This window comes from Staphylococcus sp. FSL K6-0223 (genome assembly GCF_038008285.1).
On sequence record NZ_JBBOYX010000001.1, the window covers coordinates 560,806 to 581,574 of the forward strand.

Consider the following 20,769-nt stretch of genomic DNA (forward strand, 5'->3'; position numbering starts at 1 on the left):
AAAAGGGCAGAATAAGGGCGTTATATGAAAGAAATAAAAAAAACTACCATACATAAATGGTAGTCTCAATTCTACTGATTAAGGTAATTTTGTAATAATTACTTTGTGTGTTAAATCATCAACTTTATTTATATTTGCATGAAAATAAATTTTATTTGCAACAATATCTGCTGCTCGGATTAAGGCCTTTTTTTTAGAATCGCAAAAACATAAATTTACAGAATCGATATTTTTAAATAATGGTGGAAAAAATTTATTGAAATTAAAGTTAAAAGTACCACATTTAAACTCTTGTTCTAAACCTTCTCGTAGTTCATAAAGACCATTAGTTGCAGTTGTATGTTCATCGCAAAGTACATTTAAATATTTTACATCTTTTGGAATTATATCTCCACTATTGATTAGAGATTGTAAAGCTCTTTTCAAGCCAATTTTAAAAGCATAATCTAGATATCTTTGCTTATTCTTTTTATGTGAAAATATATCGTTGTTAATCTTTTCCAAGTCAATTATGACGCCAAATTTTATACATTTATTTAAAGATCTAAAAATTTTACCCTTATCTTTATTCGATAGAGTAGTAGATTTTAATTCTTTACTTTCGTATGTATTGTTTCTTCTAATAGATTTTTCTACGTGTATGTATTTTCGATTCTCTCTTTCTTTTATATTTATATCTAAAAAAATTATACCACCAAAAACAAAATACTTTTCATTATTTTTATCAAACACACCAGACTCATCACTATAAACAGTTATATTCATAAAATTCTACCTCACATATAAAAGAAGAGGACGGAATTATCCGCCCTCAATCTCCTTACCACCGACGACCACACAGGCCGCTTAAACGTTAATTCGGTTAGGTAAGTGTACAGCATAGTTTTTATCTGCAAATATAATATAACATTATTTAAATTAATTATCAATATTTTGATAATTAACTTAATTTTTCATACTTCTCTAACTTACTCATCATATCTTTATCCATTTGTTCAGTAACATGACTATATATCTGTAAAGTTGTTTTATAATCTTTATGGCCTACACGATCCATTATTGCACGCAGTGACACGCCTAATTGTGATAATAAGGATATATGACTATGACGCATAGTGTGAGTTGAAATATCTTTTTCAATACCTATATTCTTTGCAGCGTTCTTAATGTTAGCATTAATAGACGATAAGGGCATAGGACTGCCTTTGCTATTTGTAAATATAAAATTTCTCTCTTTAAAATTACTATCCCACTTAGCCGATTTCTTATTTTCCAACATTACCTTACGCAATATCTCGCAACTTCTAGTGGTAATAGAAATAGTGCGATAAGAGGCCTCAGTCTTAGTTGTATCTTTAAAGCCACGTACACCATCTTTAGTTATCCATGCTATTGTGCCATCAATCTCAATCTTTTTATTCTTAAAATCAATGTTTTCAGGTTGGAGTGCTAATAACTCACCAATTCTTAAACCGTTCAATACTTGAAACTCAGTAATGTATGCAGTCATCATATATGAGCGTTTAATATAGCCTTTATTACTAGTGCTTGCCTTATGATTAAGTTCATCAATGAGTTTATGTACTTCATTCATTTCTAGGTAATTCTCACGTTTAGCTTTGATTTCTTCTCTAGTTACTGCTTTCTTAGGTAATGACACATTATCTATATATGATATATCTGAGATATTGTATCTTTGCTGAGCAAACTTCAATACGCTCTTTATAAGGCTCACATTGACTTTAATTGTAATGTGTTTAATATTATTTTCTTTCATTGATGTATTTATGTAATCTTGAATAACTTGAGCATTCATTTTATCGACAAGAATATCCTCATTTATTCGCTCTTTGATGTGAACAAGTCTGTATGTTTTTGCTCTTATAGTTGATTGTTTAGCACCAGATACTAATTTGTAATTCTCAAACCACTCATCACATGCAGCATGGAAAGTTAGCGTCTTGAGTGTAGTAGGTGTCTTATTATTTAGCTTTTCTTCTATACGCTCATTTAAGCGTTTCTGAGCCTCTTTCTGTGACTGCTTACCATTCTTATTAAGTACCACGCTAACACGTCGCCATTTGTTTGTGAGTGGATCTTTATACTTCTCATAATAGCGATATTTAGTTTCACCATGTTTATTAGTAAATTTCTCATGCCACATGTGAGTGAGCCTCCTAAAAATCATATTTTGTTATTCTTAGTTCATTTTCTTTTTTAATTTTTTCTAAAATGTAGTTTATAGTTGGAAGATCATTTAAAGTGATATTTTTATTATTATAAATTTGAGCAAATAATAATTCACAGATATCATCACAAAAGTTTTTATCTGTATCTTCAAAAGAATTAACATCTTCATAGAATAAGTTTTTAAATAAACTTCTGCTAACATTGTCAATAAATAGCATGTTTTCATAATATTCAAGATGATAATTAAAATATATAAATAATCTATCTATAATGTTATCTTCATCAGAGTATAAGAACGCCGCTGAATGAATACCTTGTGCTACTGATAAATAAGTAGAATAATTAGTATATTTTCTTATAACGTTTTTATTTTTATTAGTCTTTTTATAGTAAAACACTAAATTATTTATGATGTTTTCTGTTCTATGATCCGAGTTTTTTGATTTTTGATTTTGTTGTAATAAATACAAATAAATATACTCTATCTTATCATCTACATTTAATACTTCTTTTGCAATTTTATGTGCTGAACCTAATGAAATAATTGGGCTGTTATAAAAGTGTAAAATATATTCCGTTTCGCTAATTATTTCATTCCCCTTTGAAGTTGGAACATATACTTGTGGCAATTCAATTGCATTTTCATCTATATTAGTTTTGACTCTTTCTATCAATTCTGGCTTATTTCCACCTAATTTGAGTTTATATTCTCTTAATATATCTTTTAACTCAGGAACTTTAAGATAAGGTAAAGAAACATCAAAATTCGATTTTATATCTAGAAAGCCTAAGTTGATCAATTTATTTAGAATTTTATCTACATTAATTTGATTTTCTAACAAATAAAAATGATTTTTAACTTCTTTGCCAACTTTTCTGTTTTTATTTAAATGTAATATTAAAATATCGTTAGCATTTAAATCAGAATTATGAATGTTGTTGTTATTATCATCTTTAACTTCTGAAACTAAGACTTTATTATGTTTTTGAACATTTTCATTCAAATTTATTTTGTTTTTATTTGATGTATTAGTTTTACTGTTTGTTATTGGTTTTGTCTGTTTCACTTTTTTACTATTATTGATTTCAGTATCATGTGGGACATTATCCTTCTTAATATGACTATTTGTTTGAACGTTATTTAATCGAGTTGTTTCAGAATTAGATATATTTTTGTGATTATTATTGGATTTATTACTTTTATAATCTAAGTTCTTATGTTTAAACAATTTAACTATACTAAATACAATAAGCGATATAAAAATTATAAACGTAAAAATATCTGGAAATGTCAATCCATCTTGAGAAACTTTACCAATTCCACCAATAATCATAAAGAAAGAAGATATTAATATAAAATAATAAAGTATTTTTTTCATCTCTTTTTAACTCCCAAAATTTATTACCCTTTATATTCACTTTTCTATGGTGTATTAGACATTGTTCGATAGAACCACCACCTTAAATGATAAGTTTAACTTTTATTAATAAATGCATATCATATGTAAACCTCTTTTAGTTATTTTTTATCGTTTTCTTTGAGAGATTGAATACTGTTATGATTGGCAAATAATTTTAATTGTTTTTCATTTAGCATAGCGTCTTTTCTGAAATCGTTGAATTGTTTTTGTAACTGTTCAATATCTTCACTTAAATAATCTTTTTCACGATTTAGTTTATTAATTAAAAAGGAATGAAGAATTTCATTTATCGTATTTTTGTCATAATCATCTAATAATACACCATTGAAAAACTTTTCATTTAAATCATCATTTAGATGAAAAGCTAAATCATTTATAGGTTTTTCTAAATTTAAAGATTGTTTTTTATTTTCATTATCTTCATATTCAAAAAAGTTCTTTTTTCTATTTTTCTCATCTTTATTGTCAATTTTCTTATGCATATCTTCATAGAAAGTAATGAAGTTTTCATAGATACTTTCAAATTCTTTTTTATCAAATTCACTATCTTCAGCAGATAAAAACTTATATAGAATTTTCTTAATTTCGTCATTTATTTCTTCAGATGACTTTGATTGATCATTAAATTTTGAGTTTTTTAAACCAGCTAATAATAAGTATAAAGTTCTTATGGTAGGGAAATTTCTTTTGTCATTTTCTAATTTACTTATATAAGCATTTGATACACCAGATAGCTTTGAAAGATTATTTACTGAAATATTCTCTTCTAATCTAATATCTTTTAAAAGTTTTGAAAATTTCATTTTTTCACCTCTACTTTATAATAAAACACATTGTATTTGAATACAAACAAAAATAAGTTATAACAAATCTTTTAAAACTATTGACAATAATATATGTAAGGTGTTAACTTTATATTGTACTCTTTAACAGTACACAGTTATCATTAACAAAGGTGGTGTTTATATGAACAACAATTTAAGCATGCTAATGGGTAGAGATAGAGTTAGTGCTTTGAAATTAAGCAAAGAAACTGGAATTTCAAGAACTACAATTCATGGTTTATATCATGAAAGAACTAAAAGCCCAGATATGCAAATTGTCATGAAGTTGTGTGACTATTTCAAAGTTACACCTAATGAATTTTTTGGAATTAAAGAAAAAGAGGAGGCCTAAACTATGCCACATGTAAAGCTGCAAGATTTACCAACTAAAGAAAATGTAGTGACTGAACCTAAACAAGTGATAGTAAAGCCAATCATGGCAAAGCCTAATGCCATTGCTAAACTATTTGGGATTTCTTATTCATCGGTTAATAGAATTCTCAAAGAATATGATAAAGATAACAAAGGTGTAGAAGATCTATATTACAGCTTGTCATCTACTATGACAGTTATCTCTATTGATGGCTTTAAAGAATATTTAAGCAAACGTCATAAAGGTTGGCTTTAATTGGAGGTGGTAAAACATGGCTAAATTCATAGTCAAATTAATGTTAATTTCAGTAATTTCATTCCTTAGTGGTTGGCTTTTAGGAATACATGTAGCTTTCACTATTTACATGTTAGGTAGTGTGATTGCAGCATTAAATATTGAAGAAAATGGAGGAGTAGTAAATGAACATTAATCAAAAATTAAACATAACAAATAATTTCAGAGAGGAAAATGGAAAAATGAAAAACTTAACTAATCAAGATTTTAAAAATATTAAAGGCAAATTGAACTATGAGCATATGGTGAATGGTAAAAAACATACTAGTAAAATGATTAAATTATTACAAAAACGTCATATTAAAAATTTATCAGTTATTAAAAGTGAATATCCATATTTAAGTGATAATGAAATTTTTGAAATTCTTGCAGATTATCGAGAATACGAAGATTTACTATCAGCAATAGATACTTTCACAGATTTCCCTATCATTTACGAAGATTCTAATATTGGTAAATTCTTAACTAAAGATGATATTGAACACTTAAAAATAGCTATTGAAGAAATGACAATTTTTGCTGAAAGTTTGGAGGAGTAGTAAATGAAAAATTTAAAGTATCAAATTCACGAAATTAAAGATGAGGTAATAAGTGCAGATTTAACTTCTAAACTCAACGCACTCAGAAACTTAGTAGCAGATGAAATGGAACGTGCTGAGGAATATAAAAAAATGCTAGTTGCGTCTAACGATCAAGTAGCAGCATATACTGCAAATGAAAGTATTCAAAATCATTTTGTTTATCTCGCAGTAATCAATTCAATCTTTACTGATGTGAGTTCAATGATTGAACAAGTAGAACATCATTATAACAACGCAATAGATGAATTAAAAAATGCGTCACTTCCAACCGACCAAAGCGAAAGTAACGCATAATATATAAATTTTATTAAATACAAGAGCAATAAGAAAATACTCCATTTGTATTATAACATCTTTGCTCTTGTTTTAATACATGGAGGTATAAAATTGAGCGTAATTCAATTAGAAAATGATACTCAAGTGAGTGTGGTTTGGTATGGAAACGAAAAATCAACTTCATTCAAAAACTTCTCTCAACCTAAGTGGAGTGAATTAATTAGTCGTTTATCCATTCCACAAAATAATGGAAATAAGTACGCTAGAGGGACAGCAGTATATGGTGATGTTGCTGATGGTGTAGATGATAAAGGTAATGAATATCGAAAATATAGAAATGATGACAATGTACTTTATAGAGATGTACTTGTACTTGATTATGATGATGAAGATGATTTAAACAGGTTACACAAGTCAATTAGAAGCGAATTAGAGGGCTTTGCATGGTTTTGGCATACAACATTCAGACACACAAATGAAAGCCCTAGAATACGCTTGTACGTGCCACTGAGTGAGCGTATAAGTACAAATGAATATCGTGCATATGTAAGAACATTAGCACAAAAAATTGCGTGCAAAATTGATGAGGGCAGTTATCAACCATCTAGGGCTATGGCATTACCAGTTAGAAAAAGTAATGAAAGTCCTTTTGAATTTCAATTTAACGATGCTGCAATTATAGATAAATCGACACTTAAAGAGTGGGCTAAATTATTTGATATTTCTACTCAAGAAAATTCTACTCAAAACTTTAAAAGACGTGACGCAAGTCATTGGGAAGAAAAAGCATTTGGCGTTAGTGAAGGTGGGCGTAATTCTTCATTAGCAAGTCTTTTAGGCCACTTATTTCAGCGTAGAGTAAATGAACACATTATTTATTCTTTCGCTCAGATGTGGGGACAATCATGCACACCACCAATGAATGAACGTGAGATAAACGCTACTTTTTATTCAATTATGAAAAAACACTATAACAACTAGAGAGGAGTTTTCTATGAACTTTACTAATAATGAAATTATGAACGAAATTAAGGAGAATATGAATAAAAAGACATATACTCCCGATTTTATTCCAGATGGTTACAAAGTAAAACCTAATAGTTATGGTGCAGCACTTTATCAAATTATCCCAAGTAGAAAAGATGGTGAACCAGATAAAGAAAGATTTATCACTACTACTATTCCAGAAATCAATACTAGGTATGAAAATATTGAAAATGGTGAAGTGAGTTATAATATGCTCTTTTTTGATAATAGAACACCAGTGAATTTAAATGTTACTGCCGAAGAAATCACTGATAGTAAACAACTCCTCAAACTAGTGAATAGAAAACTAGATGTAACTTCTAATACTTCATCAAAATTAATTGATTATATTAATCAGTCAAAAAGATATAGTCCACCAATTAACATAAAAGTAGCAACTCGATTAGGACATGTAAAAGATTACTTCATATATCCATACAAAGATCAAATGGAAAATAGTAATGTGAAGTTGCATAACAATGATAGAGGTTTTCAAAAACTGATTAATTCTTTTAAAAGTAAAGGAACGCTTGGTGACTATTCAGAAAAGGTATTTGTAAAAATTAAAGATTTACCTATGGTTATGGTGATGTTATACGCCTCACTAGGCTCAGTATTACTTTATGAATTTGATATTATGCCATTCATTGTTGAACTTGCTGGAAGTACTTCAACAGGTAAAACATTCACTTTAAATTTAGTAGCTAGTGTGTGGGGGACTACTGATCTCACAACTACATGGAGTTCTACTAGAAATAGTATTGAGGCTATGGCATCATTTTTAAACTCATTTCCAATGTTTAAAGATGATACACGTAATATATCACCTAATTTTATAGCTAATGCAGTCTATAACTATTCAAGTGGTGAGAGTAAAAGTCGAAGTAATAAAAAATTAACTATTGATGAAAAGAAAGAATGGAAAAATATTTTACTTTCTACTGGTGAGGCTTCAATTACGAATATGGCAGATGATAAGGCTGGAGTATCTGCTCGTGTTGTTACTTTAGAAGAACAACCTTATCCAGATAATTATGATTTCATCTCGTTAGATCATGAATTTAGAGAGAATTACGGAACTCTAGGAATTGAATTTATTAAACAATATCAATCAAAAAAAGATGAATATAAAGAAAGTTTTGAAAGCTATTTAAGATACTTTAATGAAAAAGGTATCAACGAAGTAATGCAACGTATTGGAAAGTGCTTTGCCTTATTACAGCTTACTGGTGAAATTCTTAATGATATTGATGGCTTTGAACATGACTACTATAAGATTATTAACCAAGCATATGAAAATATGTTGAAGAATAATAAAACGATAGATAAACCTAAGCAAATACTTGAGGATATGCTGCAATATTTAGACGCTCATCGAAATAACATCACTGGTGATGGATATAGTCACGTGAAAAATGGGGAGATTAAGGCAGTATATAAACGTGGTTACCTATGTATTTTAGGCGATACAGTGAAAGACATATTAGGCCATGAAATGCATACTATAACAAAACAATGGGATAAGAAAGGGTATTTAGTTAAAAATGAAAAAGACCGTCTACAAATGAAAATTAGTCATTCAAATATTAAACATAGAGGTTTTGCTATAAAAAATGAAATAGTTAAAGAACTAGGGTTCGACTTTTCAAGTTCAAACTATCCTTATTCAGATTATTAATAAGTTCCCAATAGTTCCCGTTGAGTACCCGTTCAAAAGATATAAACGGGAACTCAATAAATGCTATATTATCAGGCTTTAAGTCTAATAGTTCCCGAAGTTCCCACTTATATATAAATGGTATATATGATTTAAAAAAATAACTAGAGTAATTAATTATAAAATACAGAACTATAAAAAATAATTAACGGGGACAACGGGAACTAAGTTTATTAAAACTATATATATCAAGGGTTTGAACAGTTCCCGATAAAAAATAGATATGGGGACTTAACGGGAAATAGTTCCCAACAATTTAATATGGAGGTCAAGTATGCCAACAATTACAGAAATAGGACACCAACAATTTAAGATGTTTATAAATAATAATAAATTTCAGCAGCATGTGAAGAAGGAACAAGAGAACATGGCTAAAGGTTTGATTATAAGTCTTTTAACTAATTCTACTAAAACTCACAAAATCTTTATTCAAGAAGTTATTTTATTAAACAAAAAATATTATCTCTATTGTTTTGGTGGGGATATATCATTGATAACTAAAGATTTCAAAGCACTCATAAAGTTTAATATTAGAAAGCCTAATCCGTTACTTAGTCAATATTTTAATAGTGATTGGATCATTGAAATAGATAACTTAAATTCACTTAAAAAAGGACATGGAAAAATGCTAATAAAAGATATATTGGCAATTTCTACAAAGCTAAATCTTGAGGCTTGCTTATGGACTGAGAACGATAAAAATACAAAATATTTTGAAAGATATAATTTTAAAAGTATCGGTAAAGTTGGAAAAGATAACGAAAATTTAATGATTAGAAGAAAGGAACGTGTATAGTATGAACGTTGAAATTATAGCAAATGAATTTGAAACTAGAGCAGCAACACTATTAAGATATTTTACTGGACTATGTGAAAGTAGTTATAAATTACCTTTTTCATTTAAGATATATAACGATCCATTTAATGTTGTGTATCTAGTAAGTAAAGGGAAGATGTATGCTCATGTATTGATAAAAGATTGCGAAGTGAGAAAAACTTTTGAGATTGCTTCAGAAAAGCATACTGAGAAACTAATAGAGAGCATTGAGGGGTATTATGCTGGTTATGAATTACCTGATGGTACACATGACACTATAAGCGATATGATGGCTAGTTTCATGTTTGATAATGATTATTTCATGTATGGCCTAGAAATCTTTGCAGAAAGTAACAATAGCGATATGTTCGATTATATGAGTAGAGATTTCAATATAGCTGAACTGGAGGACGTTCAATCTAGTAATGCAGATGTTATAGGTAATATGGAAGCGTTGTATCAGTTAGCTACTGGAATTAATGAACCAGTACCAGAATTAGTTGAGGGCTTGAAAATCATTACTGAGTTTATTCAGAATGAACAGGCAAATGAAGTCGATAGTAAAGTATTAATTGAACGATTAAATGAGTTGAAACATTCTTATTATAAAGATGTGAAAGCGTAATTTTATAGGTCATGCACTTAGTAGGTGCATGGCTTTTTTATATGTAAATCGTAATTGTTAAGATTTGTTAATGATTTTAGATTGAGCTTAGGTAAAAAACGAACATTTGTTCTATAAAAGAAAGTGTGTGAAATTATATGAAAAGTAGTATAAACGCTTTATTTATAGTGTTAAATGGAATGTTAAGAAGTTATATAAATGTTATTAAAATAAGAACATACGTTTGTAATTTAAGTGTAAATTTAGTATAATAGTGTTATAGAAGTAATTATACTTTTATATAATTTGATTAGTTTTCTTGTTCTCTGAAATTACGAATACAATAGTTAAAAAATGCAAATTCACTAGATTTTCATTTATTACCTCCTCATTTAATTAGGTCTGCTCAAAATAACTAAAAAATGAGGTATTAAATAATGACAATAACAATTGAAAAAGAATTAACTCAAGATCATATTAAAGTATTAAATGTATTACGTAACACTAAGCACAATATTATTACTAAACAAAATATATTCAATCAATTGAATATGGAGTTTACTAAAAACAATGAAAGATGGTTACAACATACTATTAATAGTTTAGTTGTAGATTATGGCTATCCAATCGGATATAGCTATAAGAAAGATACTAGAGGCTATTTCTGGATAAAGTCGAAAGAACAAAAGGAATTGGCCTTACTAAGTATAAAGCGTCATATTGAGGGCAGTATGAAACGATATGAGGCTTTAAAGAAGACTGAGATTTAAGGTGATGTAGTGAGTGCAGCGATTGAAATTATCCAAGAGAAAGTTAGCGATTACGAATTGTTCACTAGATTTAATACTTACTACATTCAATCAAGAATAGCACTCATAGAAAGTGATATAGAAGATATGTATGACCGAACTACACCTAGTTTATGTAGTGATACTGTATCAGAAAGTATTTACTATGAGAGTTATTCCGTTGAAAATCTAGCAATCGCTATATTAGAAGAACGTCAGAAATTAGAACGGTATAAGAGGAAAAGTCAAAGAGAATTAAACGCTTTTTATACTGTTCTAGGGCGTTTCTCTACTAAAGAACAAAAGTATATTAAAAATTATATTAATACACGCTCAGAGGCTCATATGAACGTGATAGAGCGTTTTAAGATTGAACTATACAAATATATTCAAGCAAATAGAAATGAACGTAATAAAGGTATAGAAAACAATTATTCATATATAAATGACAAGCGTCAAAAAGTAAAGACTTATCCTCATAAGTTGACGCTTAACCAAGATAAAGCACTCAGGGAAAAAGAAGATGGTGCTATTGAAAAGAATATGAATAATGATGAGTTTGTAGCAAAGTTGAATGATCTAGATAAGAAATCATTTAAAGAATTTATTTATAACAGAAATGAAAATAATATCGACTTTGAGAAAGTCTTGATATTGCTGCAAACTATACCGAAACGATTACCACAAAAAGAGATTAAAAAGCCATATAACTACATAAGAGAAATAGGCTTAAAAACTAATTGAAACGAGGAATTTAATTGAAAACTGCAAAATATTTTGATGAATACAACGAATATGTCATAGGTCAGAGAGAGAGTATCGACAAACTTGAAAAGGAACGTCAGGAACTTATACAACGAATTAAAGAAGATAAAGCTAAATATAAAGAACTAATCGCTAACTCACAAGATGATGAAGCTGATGAACTCTATAATACATTTGACAGTAATGAGAAGAAATTAAAAGCGTTAGAGAAACGCTTATCGACTAAAAAAGAAGTGTTTGACGAGGCTAGACGTAAAAAGGCGATTGAACTCATTAAACATCAAGCAGATTTACCTCATTTGTACAAAAAAGACAAAGAACGTATATTAGCAAAATTCAAGCCAATTATTGAAGAATTTAACACAGTATTAACTGAAATTAATGATTTAAATGCTAAATACGAAGAAGAGTATAACCGTTACACTATTCCATATCATAGAGAAAACTTTGATGAAGATGATGAAGTAAAAAGGGAATTGCGAAATCACTTTAGAGATATTCTGTACAGTCCATACATTACAGGTATAGAATTACCATTCACAGATCAATACAATCATAAACTTAAATTTAGAGGTGATAAATAATGACTAGAAAACACAATTTAGATAAGGTATCCAATCACATCATGTTAGAAACTGATTTGTCAGATAAAGATCGTGATAAATTATTAGATGTCGTTGAGGCTCAAATTAACCAAAATAATAATGAACAACGTAGAAAAGAATTATCACAAAAATCAAAAAGAGATGTAAGTTTTATGCAGATGGCTAGAGAAAATCGCATTATCAAAGGTTAATATCATACACGCCTATCCTTAGCGATAGGCTCATTTTATTTGTGAGGTGCATACATGAACCTTAAAAGAGTAAACTACTCACTAACCTATCATGAAACTAAAATATCTGAATATACTTTGCTAACAGAATATAACCCTAAGTTTATAAATACCAAGATTAAGGCCATTACAACACAAATAGAGATGATGTATCACTTAAATATCTCACATATGACTACAAGTGATGTTCATGGCGTTGTGTCTATATCATACCCACTAGAAAAGCTAGTGATTAATATAATTGATGAAAAAGAGAAGTTACATCGTTTCAAAACAAAATCGAATAGAAACATGCAGCAATTAAAACAGGGTATTAAGCGATATACACCTAGTGAACAAAAGGAAGTCATGTATTATATGCAGTCTAATGGCTCAGTCATAGATTATGACCTTATAGAACGCCTACAACGTGATTTATACGCTTATAAGCATAAAGTAAGTGTTGCTACATGATGTACGATAAACAAGCGATTAAACAGTTTATAATGGACTATCACAAAGAGAAAGCGTCAAATGTTGTAAGTTATGATGATACTAATATAGATGATTTCTTTTCACTGAGTGATGAAGTCGAACCTTTTGAACTAAGTGAGAATACTGGTAATCAAGTATTCTTTAATGAACTAGATCAGCTTATTTATGCAGTAGGAACTAGAAGGGAATACTACATATTTTTCTTACTATGTGAAGGGAAATCTATGAATGAAATTGCAAAGATATTTGAGTTAAGTAGAGAAAGAATACGTCAACTATTGAATGGTTTATTAGATAAATTATAGGAGGGATAACATGAGTGATTTAAACCCTAGACAAGAAAAGTTTATATCTGAATACCTAAAGACACTAAATGTAACACAAAGTGCAATTAAGGCTGGTTATAGTCCTCATACTGCAACTGTACAAGGTAGTAGGTTGCTTAAGAATGAAAAAGTGGCTAAGTACATTGATGAGCAACGTAAGAAAGTGATTGATGAAGGTGTACTATCTGCTAACGAACTACTTCATATCCTAAGTAATGCAGCAGTAGGAGATGAGAGTGAAGTAAGAGAGGTCGTTGTTAAACGTGGTGAGTTTCAACGCAACCCAGACACTGACAAAATGAACTTAGTGTACAATGAGCATGTAGAAATGGTGGAAGTACCTATTAAGCCTAGTGACCGTTTACGTGCTAGAGATATGTTAGGTAAGTATCATAAGTTATTTACTGATAAGAAAGAGTTATCTACGGACACACCAATTTTTATTAATATAGGTGAGTGGCCAGAAGATGAGGAAGAAGAAAAACGTAAAGCACTAGATGAAATACACGAACAACACCCTAATAGAACAATGATTATTAATGATATTCCAGATGAGGACTGATAAGCATGAGGTAGAAATTACTACATCGATATTCATTGATGATGTGCCTGAAGAAGATTAAAGAATGATCATGAAAATAGCACTTACTCAATTTTGAGTAGGTGCTTTTTGATTAAACTTTTTTGTGTGACCAAAATTATTGTTCAAAAAAGAGTTTAAAAATATTTAAGTTAATCATTTTTGATTAAGTTAAGGTATTAGTCATTAATGTATAACAGTGTAAAAGTACGTAGTCTTTGTTGAATATGTACTTTTATTTATGAGTAATTAAGGTATTAGTATTTTGCAGTACCCTTTATTTTGTATTTAGTTTTAATTAAGGGATTAGTTTGTTAGTATCAAATTTAAAGATATCTAGGAGGGAATATAAATGGGGTCAGTTCTCACTGTTGCTTTAATATTCTTAATTTTAGCTCTAGTCTTTAAATCTCTTAAGAAAAAGAAGTAAGTAAGGTATACATATTTGAGTAGTATTATTTTTTAGTTATAAAAAGTAAGCGTTTTCTATTTACATTTAGAGCCTTTTATAAGATAATAACCGTAGCTACTAAAATTTACTACTCAAAATTGAGTATCCTTTAAAATGACTGTATCCTTTGGGTGCAGTCTTTTTATTTATAACCTGTCAAAACCTTACATTTCATACAATAACAAACGAACTTAAAAGTCTACTTGTAACCAGTACCTTAAAATAGGGAAGTGGTTTGTAAAACAAAAAGCGTACCTCAAATTAGGGGTACCTTTTAATTATATGTAATGAGCTCAAATGTGAGTTTGTTATTATAAATGCATTTACTAAAAACAATTTGGATTAAGGGAATATATTGAAAGTTGTATTTCGCTTCTAAAAGCTGATACGTCAAGTTAGCGTATCAGAAATTTAAATATAGACTTATTAATCAATTTAATAGCTGACGCACTAAGTTAGTGCATTAGAAAACCGAAATGTCGGTTATCTAATTCAGAAAAGAAGTTTGTGGCTTCTCTGCGTAGTCAAAATGGCAACGCAGCATACATAATGATCTAGTATTAGTTTTATTATCCCCAAATGTGGGGAGTGAGAATGTAAACAATTTATAGATACTGTAAAAATTGTAGACAATGAATAAATTTAATGCGTATAATAACATTAGAAGTTGTTCCCTTATGAAGCACTTCTATATTATATTTTTCTATATGTGAGTCATTTTTTCTTTGCTATGTCCATTGGGCATAGCTTTTTATCTTATTGTAGACAAATATATAAATAATGAGATAATAGCAAAAGAGGTTTAAGACCTCTCACTTCTTTACGTACATATAGAGTTTTTACTCTATCTCAACTACAATGGGGCTAACCTTAATTGGTTAGCTTCTTTTTTTGCGTAAAAAAGCACTCTCAACTTAGCTCATGACGGACTAAGTGAGAGTGTAGATGAAAAGTAAGGAGTGAAACGTTTTTATTACTTTATTACATACAAATTAATAATTTTTATTATAATAGTGTGGCTAAATAAAAATTAGTGTGTAATAATAACAATTGAGATTGTCTAACTGGCGACTTTTCCTTTCCATTAAGTATTTCTTCTCCATCGAAAATACTGTATGTTTAGGCAATCTCGACACTTTAAAAGCTTTCATAAATAGCATAACTCTTAGGGGCGTAAAGCCCCTTTTTGTATGCGAAAAAGCCTCACTAGTACACGACTAGTAAGACTAAGTTTCAATGAAAGTAATGTTAACTACGAATTATTTTAACATACCTCTACTTTATTTAATAGACATATACTTTATGTAACCTTTCGTGAGAGGAACTGCATGAAAAATTCATTTAGTTAGTGGAGAAACATGACGCTAATTGATCTAATGACGTATAAGGAAATAAAGATATGGAACGAACTAAATGCAGCAGAAAGGGTAGGCATTATACTATCCTTTAATTTATTGTTAGTGAAGAATGGTGTAGATAGAAGAATAGTACCATCTGTGAAGTTAGATGATGATAGGATATTTATTTATAATTAAAAAAGTTGAATAGTGGTATTAGTAAAGTAGAGATATTAAAGGAGATATGTCTATGGAACTAATAGGAAAGTTAGCAAACTTTATTATGAGCACTATTTCTAATTGGATAGGAAGTAGCGAATTGATAAGAGATATTTTCAAAATTAAAGATAATAAATATGATAAATAATGAAATAGTTCAAACGTCACTTACAAGATGGCGTTTTTTTGACAATTAGGAAGTAAAAAAATAATAAGGGTAGGCGAACTACCCTGAAATTATAATTCTTGAATTACTACCTATAATATTATTCTAGCTCTTTTTCAATCTCTTCACCCTTAGCTCTACCTTTATCATCTACTTCAGTTTTAGGATCTTTCTTTTTCTTTGCGCTCTCTTCTACATCTTTAGTGCCACATGCTCCTAAAATTAATGTGCTTGCGAAAATTAATGCTAAGAATTTTTTCATAATATATCCCCTTTGGTTTGTTTTTAATAATAAGATTTTATAAAAACATCAATTTTTTATTTAAAAACAATTTTATCTTCGTCATAAGCATCAACTGAATAACCTACATATGCATGTGTTTTTAATATTAAATGTTTTGGTTCGCTTTTAAAGTCATATTCATAAATATTAAATTTGAATTCTTCTGTTATTGTTTGGTGTTCTTTTAATTCAACATTTGTGTGTAATGTAAATGTTTGTAATTCATTTTCTAAAACAGGAAATTGACTATTTTTATCAGGATTTTCATATCTTTCTACTAAAGTTAATGAAATTTTGTTAATAGTTTGAGCAGAACTACCACCCTCTATTCTTACAATTCCTTCCAAAGTATCATTACTATGAATACTTTTATTTTTTACTAAAGTTTCAACCTTCACAGAGTTTATTCCAATAGAAGCAAGAAGATTTTCAAACATAGAATCAAATCCTTTCTGATTATTTTTTAATTATACAATTACCATAACACTAATCCACTCTATGCAATTTAAAAACTCTCAACGGCTCAAACGTGATAGAGTAATTGCCATATCGAATATATAAATAATTCTATCATTTTACTAATTTAAAATGTATAACGTATATAAAATATTAAGTTATTAATTATTTTAAGATGCTGAGAGACACATTATATTGCGATGAAATATAATAAGGTGATACATGTTCTTTTAAAGTAATGTACAAAGGGCATAAAAAGGGCAATTATATGAAACAAAGGGCAAAGGTGTGAATGTAAAAAATAATTTTATAAGGTTATAATTGTTGGTTTAATAGTATTTTGAATGAGTTAGAAATATAATGATTTATTATGGTGTTTTCGAAGGTAAACAACCGGCGAGCGTGACTGCATATAATAATGAAATGGCTAAAATTCATGATGAACTTGAAGCAGCGAAAACAGAAGCAGATAGAGTGATTCATGATGACAATGCGACACCAGCACAAGTAACAGCGGCTATCGCAAAAATTGACGCGGTACAACCTAAGTTAGATAATGCCATTAGTTTACTTCACGACAAAGAAAACAACAGTGAATTAGTGAAAGCAAAAGCGAAATTAGATGCAGCGACTAGCGAGGAAGATCCAACGCCAGGAATGACGCCAGCAACAGCAGATAATTATAGAGCGAAAAAAGCAGAAGCAGAACAAGTCAGCAGAGACGCACAAAAAGTGATTGAAAATGACGATGCAACATCTGGGGAAATTGCGCAAGCAATAGCTAAAGTAAATGAAGCTACAGTTGCATTAAAACAAGCTAAACATGATTTAATTCCAGACAAAACTTTATTGAATAATGCTAAAAACAATTTAGAAACAAGCATTAATCAGGTGCCTGAAACTAAAAATATGACTAGTGATTCTGTTGAAAATTATAGAAATAAATTAAGTCAAGCAAAAGATACATTAGCTAATGCACAAAAAGTTATTGATAACCTAACTTCAACAGTTGATGAAATTCATAAAACTATCGAAAATGTGAAACGTGCTAAAGATGAACTTGAACAAGCTAAACATGACTTAATATTAGATTATGATGCTGTCATTAAAAAAATTAAACAACAAACTGATTTAACAGAATCACAGAAGGATAAATTAATAGAAAAGACAAAAGCTTCTACAACTTCTGATGAATTAGAAAATATTAAACATAATACTAATTTATTAAATGATGCGATGAAACAATTAAAAGAAAACATCGCTGAAAAAGATAAAATCAAAGCAAGTATTAATTATACTGATGGAGATAAAGATAAAAAAGATACCTATGATGATGCTTTAAAAGAAGCTGAAAAACTAATTAATGATGCAAAAAATCCTATTATTGATCCTAGCGTGATAAATCAACTTAAAGATAAGATAATTGATGCTAAAAATAATTTAAATGGTGCAGAAAAATTACAAAATGCTAGAAATAATGTTAAACACATATTGGAAAACTTAGAACATTTGAACAATGCACAAAAAGATGCGTTTAACAATATGGTAGATAATGAAAATTCACGTGATAATTTAGATATAATTATTAATAAAGCTAAAGAAGTGGATAAAGCTATGAAACATTTAATTGATGAAATAGCTGATAATTTAGATATCAAGCATTCTGTTAATTATTCAGAAGCTTCACCAGATAAAAAATCCGCTTACGATGAACTTATTAAAAAAGCTGAAGACTTAATAAATAAAGGTATTGGTACAAATGCATCACTTGAAGAAATTAATAAATTAATTCAAGATATTAAAAAAGCAAAATATGATTTAGATGGAAAACATCAAGTTGAATTAGCTAAACAAAAAGCTTTAGTAGAGTTAGAAAATGAAGTTAACCGATTGAAAGATGAAATTGACAACAATCCTAACCTTTCTAAAGAAGATAAAGAAAAACTTAAATCTAAATTAGAGCGTCTTCTTGAAAATGCAAAAGGTCAGATTAATAATGCAACTACATTAACAGACCTTAATAAGATTAAAAATAATACTCAAAAAGAAATCGATAAATTAAAAGCATTAATTGATGCTAAAACTTTGGCTAAACAAGAAATTATTGATTTTGCTAATAAAAAACATCAAGAAATTCTAAATAATTCTAACTTAACTGATGCTCAGAAACAAAAAGTGGTAGCTGAAATAGATAAAACTTTACAAAAAGTGCTTGAAAACATTGATAACGCCAATGACATCAATGAAATTAACCGTAAACTTAAAGAGGGCAAAGATAATATAGCGAAAATTGTTGCAAAAGAAATTACTAATGCGTTAATAGATAATAAAATTAAAGAAATTAAAGCACGCAAAGATTTAACAGATGAACAAAAAGCTAAATTAATTGATTATCTTGAAAAACTTAGACGTGATACGTTAAAAGAAATTGATAAATCACATATTGATGATATCGGTTCAATTATCCAACAATTAATGGACAAATTGAATATGCTTGATATTGATAAAATTGAAAACATCTTAAGTCATAACAATAAAGACAATAATCAAAATCAATCAAATATTGACGGTATTCAATCTAATAACAGTCATTTATCTAAATCACATAGATTACCTGATACTGGTTCAGAAAGTACATCTATTCAATTAGAGATTGAATTAATGACACTATTAGTTGGTCTAGGATTAGTATTAAAAAATCGTAGAAAAAAACAAAAAAATAACAAGAATAAAAGATAAAAAAGATATAACTTAGTATCTTTAAAAATAAAGAGCAGGAAACCACTATAAACTGGGTTTCTTGCTCTTTTTTTATTAAATAAATATGAACTATGCTTCAAAATCTATAATAATTCTTCCAGCGTTTTCATGATTAAGTACTGTCTCAATAGAATGTTTTAAATCTTTAAAAGCAATTGTATTTTTAATTTCATGTAATTTATTAGATTTTAAATCAGTTGCTAATCTTCTCCATACACGTTGACGTAATTTCATTGGTGTCATAACTGAATCAAGTCCAACGACGCTTACACCGCGAAGAATAAATGGAAATACTGAAGTTTCAAAGTGGTTACCTCCAGTCATACCAATTAATGCAACACCGCCACCATTTGTTAGATGCTTTGCTATATAAGGTGTTCCAGGACCACCGCAAGGATCAATAGCAGCTTGCCAAGTTCTTTTTCCTAATATTTCATTACTATCTTCAGAAATACGATCGATAACTTCTCTTGCTCCTAATTCTTTTAATTTATTTGTAGCTTTTTTATTTCCAGTACTTGCTACAACTTTATAACCAAGTTCATTTAACATCATTACAGCTAAAGACCCAACACCACCAGAAGCGCCACGTACAAGTACTTTATCGCCTTCAAGTGTCATAAAGTTTGCTTTTTCTAATTTTTCTATTGCTAAACCAGCTGTGTAACCAGCAGTCCCATAAATCATCGCTTCTTCAAGTGTTAGATTTTCAGGACATTTAACAATCCAATCTGATTTAACACGGGCATACTCACTAAATCCACCGTAATGATTGACGCCTAAATCATAGCCAGTAATAATAACTTCTTCACCTTTTTCGATTGTAGGGTCATCAGATTCTACGACTGTACCTGCCAAATCAATTCCAGGAACCATTGGATATGATTTAAGTACACCGCTATCTTTAACAGTGGCTAAGGCATCTTTATAATTAATACCAGAATATTGAACTTTTATTAAAACTTCACCTTCAGGTAAATCATTGATTGATAAATCTTTGAAATCACTTGTGACAGTGCCATCATTATCTTTTTCAACCATAAACGCTTTGAAATTTACACTCATAAAATCGTACTCCTTAAAAATAAAAAATTAGATGTTAATTGCATATCCTAAATAACCATACCACATTTTAAATGAGTCATTAAGTTAAAAAGTTTATATAAATTAAATATAAAATAGTCTGTATTTTGATAAAAAATAATT

The 20,769-nt window shown here is 28.9% G+C and carries 24 protein-coding genes; 17 read left to right on the forward strand and 7 right to left on the reverse strand.

All coding sequences use genetic code 11. The annotated features are described in order from the left end of the window. Window positions 1–78 precede the first annotated feature (78 nt). The 4 genes from MHI13_RS02580 to MHI13_RS02595 form a co-directional block, all read right to left on the reverse strand. Window positions 79–765, reverse strand: a complete 687-nt coding sequence (locus MHI13_RS02580; RefSeq protein WP_285327752.1) for a DUF3800 domain-containing protein — start codon at window positions 763–765, stop codon at window positions 79–81. A gap of 175 nt (window positions 766–940) precedes the next feature. Continuing rightward, window positions 941–2,164 carry a tyrosine-type recombinase/integrase gene (locus MHI13_RS02585; RefSeq protein ID WP_285327751.1) on the reverse strand — a complete coding sequence of 408 codons (1,224 nt, stop codon included), beginning with the start codon at window positions 2,162–2,164 and terminating at the stop codon, window positions 941–943. A gap of 13 nt (window positions 2,165–2,177) precedes the next feature. Beyond that, the gene (locus MHI13_RS02590; RefSeq protein WP_242577432.1) at window positions 2,178–3,569 is read right to left on the reverse strand and encodes an SAP domain-containing protein; all 1,392 of its coding nucleotides are present in this window, start codon (window positions 3,567–3,569) and stop codon (window positions 2,178–2,180) included. Between the two features lie 140 nt (window positions 3,570–3,709). Then, window positions 3,710–4,414: a helix-turn-helix domain-containing protein gene (locus tag MHI13_RS02595; protein ID WP_054105606.1), complete on the reverse strand. Its 705-nt coding sequence runs from the start codon at window positions 4,412–4,414 to the stop codon at window positions 3,710–3,712. A gap of 163 nt (window positions 4,415–4,577) precedes the next feature. On the opposite strand from MHI13_RS02595, the gene MHI13_RS02600 reads away from it, so the two are divergent. The 16 genes from MHI13_RS02600 (at window position 4,578) to MHI13_RS02675 (ending at window position 13,873) form a co-directional block, all read left to right on the forward strand. Continuing rightward, a complete protein-coding gene (locus tag MHI13_RS02600; RefSeq protein WP_054105605.1) occupies window positions 4,578–4,787 on the forward strand; it encodes a helix-turn-helix domain-containing protein in 210 nt (69 codons plus the stop codon). A gap of 3 nt (window positions 4,788–4,790) precedes the next feature. Continuing rightward, window positions 4,791–5,063, forward strand: a complete 273-nt coding sequence (locus tag MHI13_RS02605; RefSeq protein WP_054105604.1) for a helix-turn-helix domain-containing protein — start codon at window positions 4,791–4,793, stop codon at window positions 5,061–5,063. A 16-nt stretch (window positions 5,064–5,079) separates the two neighbouring features. Then, window positions 5,080–5,238 carry a hypothetical protein gene (locus MHI13_RS02610; protein ID WP_181383309.1) on the forward strand — a complete coding sequence of 53 codons (159 nt, stop codon included), beginning with the start codon at window positions 5,080–5,082 and terminating at the stop codon, window positions 5,236–5,238. Then, the gene (locus MHI13_RS02615) at window positions 5,228–5,641 is read left to right on the forward strand and encodes a pathogenicity island protein (RefSeq protein WP_242577431.1); all 414 of its coding nucleotides are present in this window, start codon (window positions 5,228–5,230) and stop codon (window positions 5,639–5,641) included. The genes MHI13_RS02610 and MHI13_RS02615 overlap by 11 nt, the downstream gene beginning before the upstream one ends. A gap of 3 nt (window positions 5,642–5,644) precedes the next feature. After that, on the forward strand, window positions 5,645–5,977 hold the full coding sequence (locus MHI13_RS02620) for a hypothetical protein (RefSeq protein WP_242577430.1): 333 nt from the start codon (window positions 5,645–5,647) through the stop codon (window positions 5,975–5,977). A 93-nt stretch (window positions 5,978–6,070) separates the two neighbouring features. Beyond that, the gene (locus MHI13_RS02625; protein WP_242577429.1) at window positions 6,071–6,940 is read left to right on the forward strand and encodes a primase alpha helix C-terminal domain-containing protein; all 870 of its coding nucleotides are present in this window, start codon (window positions 6,071–6,073) and stop codon (window positions 6,938–6,940) included. A 13-nt stretch (window positions 6,941–6,953) separates the two neighbouring features. After that, the gene (locus MHI13_RS02630) at window positions 6,954–8,663 is read left to right on the forward strand and encodes a DUF927 domain-containing protein (RefSeq protein ID WP_242577428.1); all 1,710 of its coding nucleotides are present in this window, start codon (window positions 6,954–6,956) and stop codon (window positions 8,661–8,663) included. 313 nt (window positions 8,664–8,976) lie between these two features. After that, window positions 8,977–9,498 (forward strand): hypothetical protein, encoded by a 522-nt coding sequence (locus tag MHI13_RS02635; RefSeq protein ID WP_002448496.1) that lies wholly within the window; start codon window positions 8,977–8,979, stop codon window positions 9,496–9,498. Between the two features lies 1 nt (window position 9,499). After that, window positions 9,500–10,144, forward strand: coding sequence for a pathogenicity island protein (locus tag MHI13_RS02640; RefSeq protein ID WP_285327750.1), 645 nt, complete (start codon window positions 9,500–9,502; stop codon window positions 10,142–10,144). 416 nt (window positions 10,145–10,560) lie between these two features. Continuing rightward, entirely contained in the window at window positions 10,561–10,893 is a 333-nt protein-coding gene (locus MHI13_RS02645; protein ID WP_002448465.1) for a hypothetical protein, read from the forward strand. A gap of 9 nt (window positions 10,894–10,902) precedes the next feature. After that, a complete protein-coding gene (locus tag MHI13_RS02650; protein WP_285327749.1) occupies window positions 10,903–11,655 on the forward strand; it encodes a hypothetical protein in 753 nt (250 codons plus the stop codon). A gap of 14 nt (window positions 11,656–11,669) precedes the next feature. Beyond that, the gene (locus MHI13_RS02655; RefSeq protein WP_285327748.1) at window positions 11,670–12,260 is read left to right on the forward strand and encodes a pathogenicity island protein; all 591 of its coding nucleotides are present in this window, start codon (window positions 11,670–11,672) and stop codon (window positions 12,258–12,260) included. Beyond that, window positions 12,260–12,472, forward strand: a complete 213-nt coding sequence (locus tag MHI13_RS02660) for a hypothetical protein (protein WP_002448371.1) — start codon at window positions 12,260–12,262, stop codon at window positions 12,470–12,472. The genes MHI13_RS02655 and MHI13_RS02660 overlap by 1 nt, the downstream gene beginning before the upstream one ends. Before the next feature lie 54 nt (window positions 12,473–12,526). Beyond that, on the forward strand, window positions 12,527–12,964 hold the full coding sequence (locus MHI13_RS02665; protein WP_285327747.1) for a pathogenicity island protein: 438 nt from the start codon (window positions 12,527–12,529) through the stop codon (window positions 12,962–12,964). After that, window positions 12,961–13,290 (forward strand): helix-turn-helix transcriptional regulator, encoded by a 330-nt coding sequence (locus MHI13_RS02670; protein WP_285327746.1) that lies wholly within the window; start codon window positions 12,961–12,963, stop codon window positions 13,288–13,290. Before MHI13_RS02665 ends, MHI13_RS02670 begins: the two co-directional genes overlap by 4 nt. Window positions 13,291–13,300: 10 nt before the next feature. After that, window positions 13,301–13,873 carry a terminase small subunit gene (locus MHI13_RS02675; protein ID WP_002448435.1) on the forward strand — a complete coding sequence of 191 codons (573 nt, stop codon included), beginning with the start codon at window positions 13,301–13,303 and terminating at the stop codon, window positions 13,871–13,873. Between the two features lie 2,291 nt (window positions 13,874–16,164). Here the strand turns inward: MHI13_RS02675 and MHI13_RS02680 are convergent. After that, window positions 16,165–16,326 carry a hypothetical protein gene (locus tag MHI13_RS02680; protein WP_167805733.1) on the reverse strand — a complete coding sequence of 54 codons (162 nt, stop codon included), beginning with the start codon at window positions 16,324–16,326 and terminating at the stop codon, window positions 16,165–16,167. 56 nt (window positions 16,327–16,382) lie between these two features. Beyond that, complete coding sequence (locus MHI13_RS02685; protein WP_071859956.1) at window positions 16,383–16,784, reverse strand: sporulation protein; 402 nt, start codon at window positions 16,782–16,784, stop codon at window positions 16,383–16,385. A 379-nt stretch (window positions 16,785–17,163) separates the two neighbouring features. On the opposite strand from MHI13_RS02685, the gene MHI13_RS02690 reads away from it, so the two are divergent. Beyond that, window positions 17,164–19,542: a DUF1542 domain-containing protein gene (locus tag MHI13_RS02690; RefSeq protein ID WP_170076296.1), complete on the forward strand. Its 2,379-nt coding sequence runs from the start codon at window positions 17,164–17,166 to the stop codon at window positions 19,540–19,542. Between the two features lie 90 nt (window positions 19,543–19,632). Here the strand turns inward: MHI13_RS02690 and MHI13_RS02695 are convergent, their stop codons facing one another. Continuing rightward, window positions 19,633–20,628 carry an acrylyl-CoA reductase family protein gene (locus MHI13_RS02695; RefSeq protein WP_002448474.1) on the reverse strand — a complete coding sequence of 332 codons (996 nt, stop codon included), beginning with the start codon at window positions 20,626–20,628 and terminating at the stop codon, window positions 19,633–19,635. Between the last annotated feature and the right edge of the window lie 141 nt (window positions 20,629–20,769).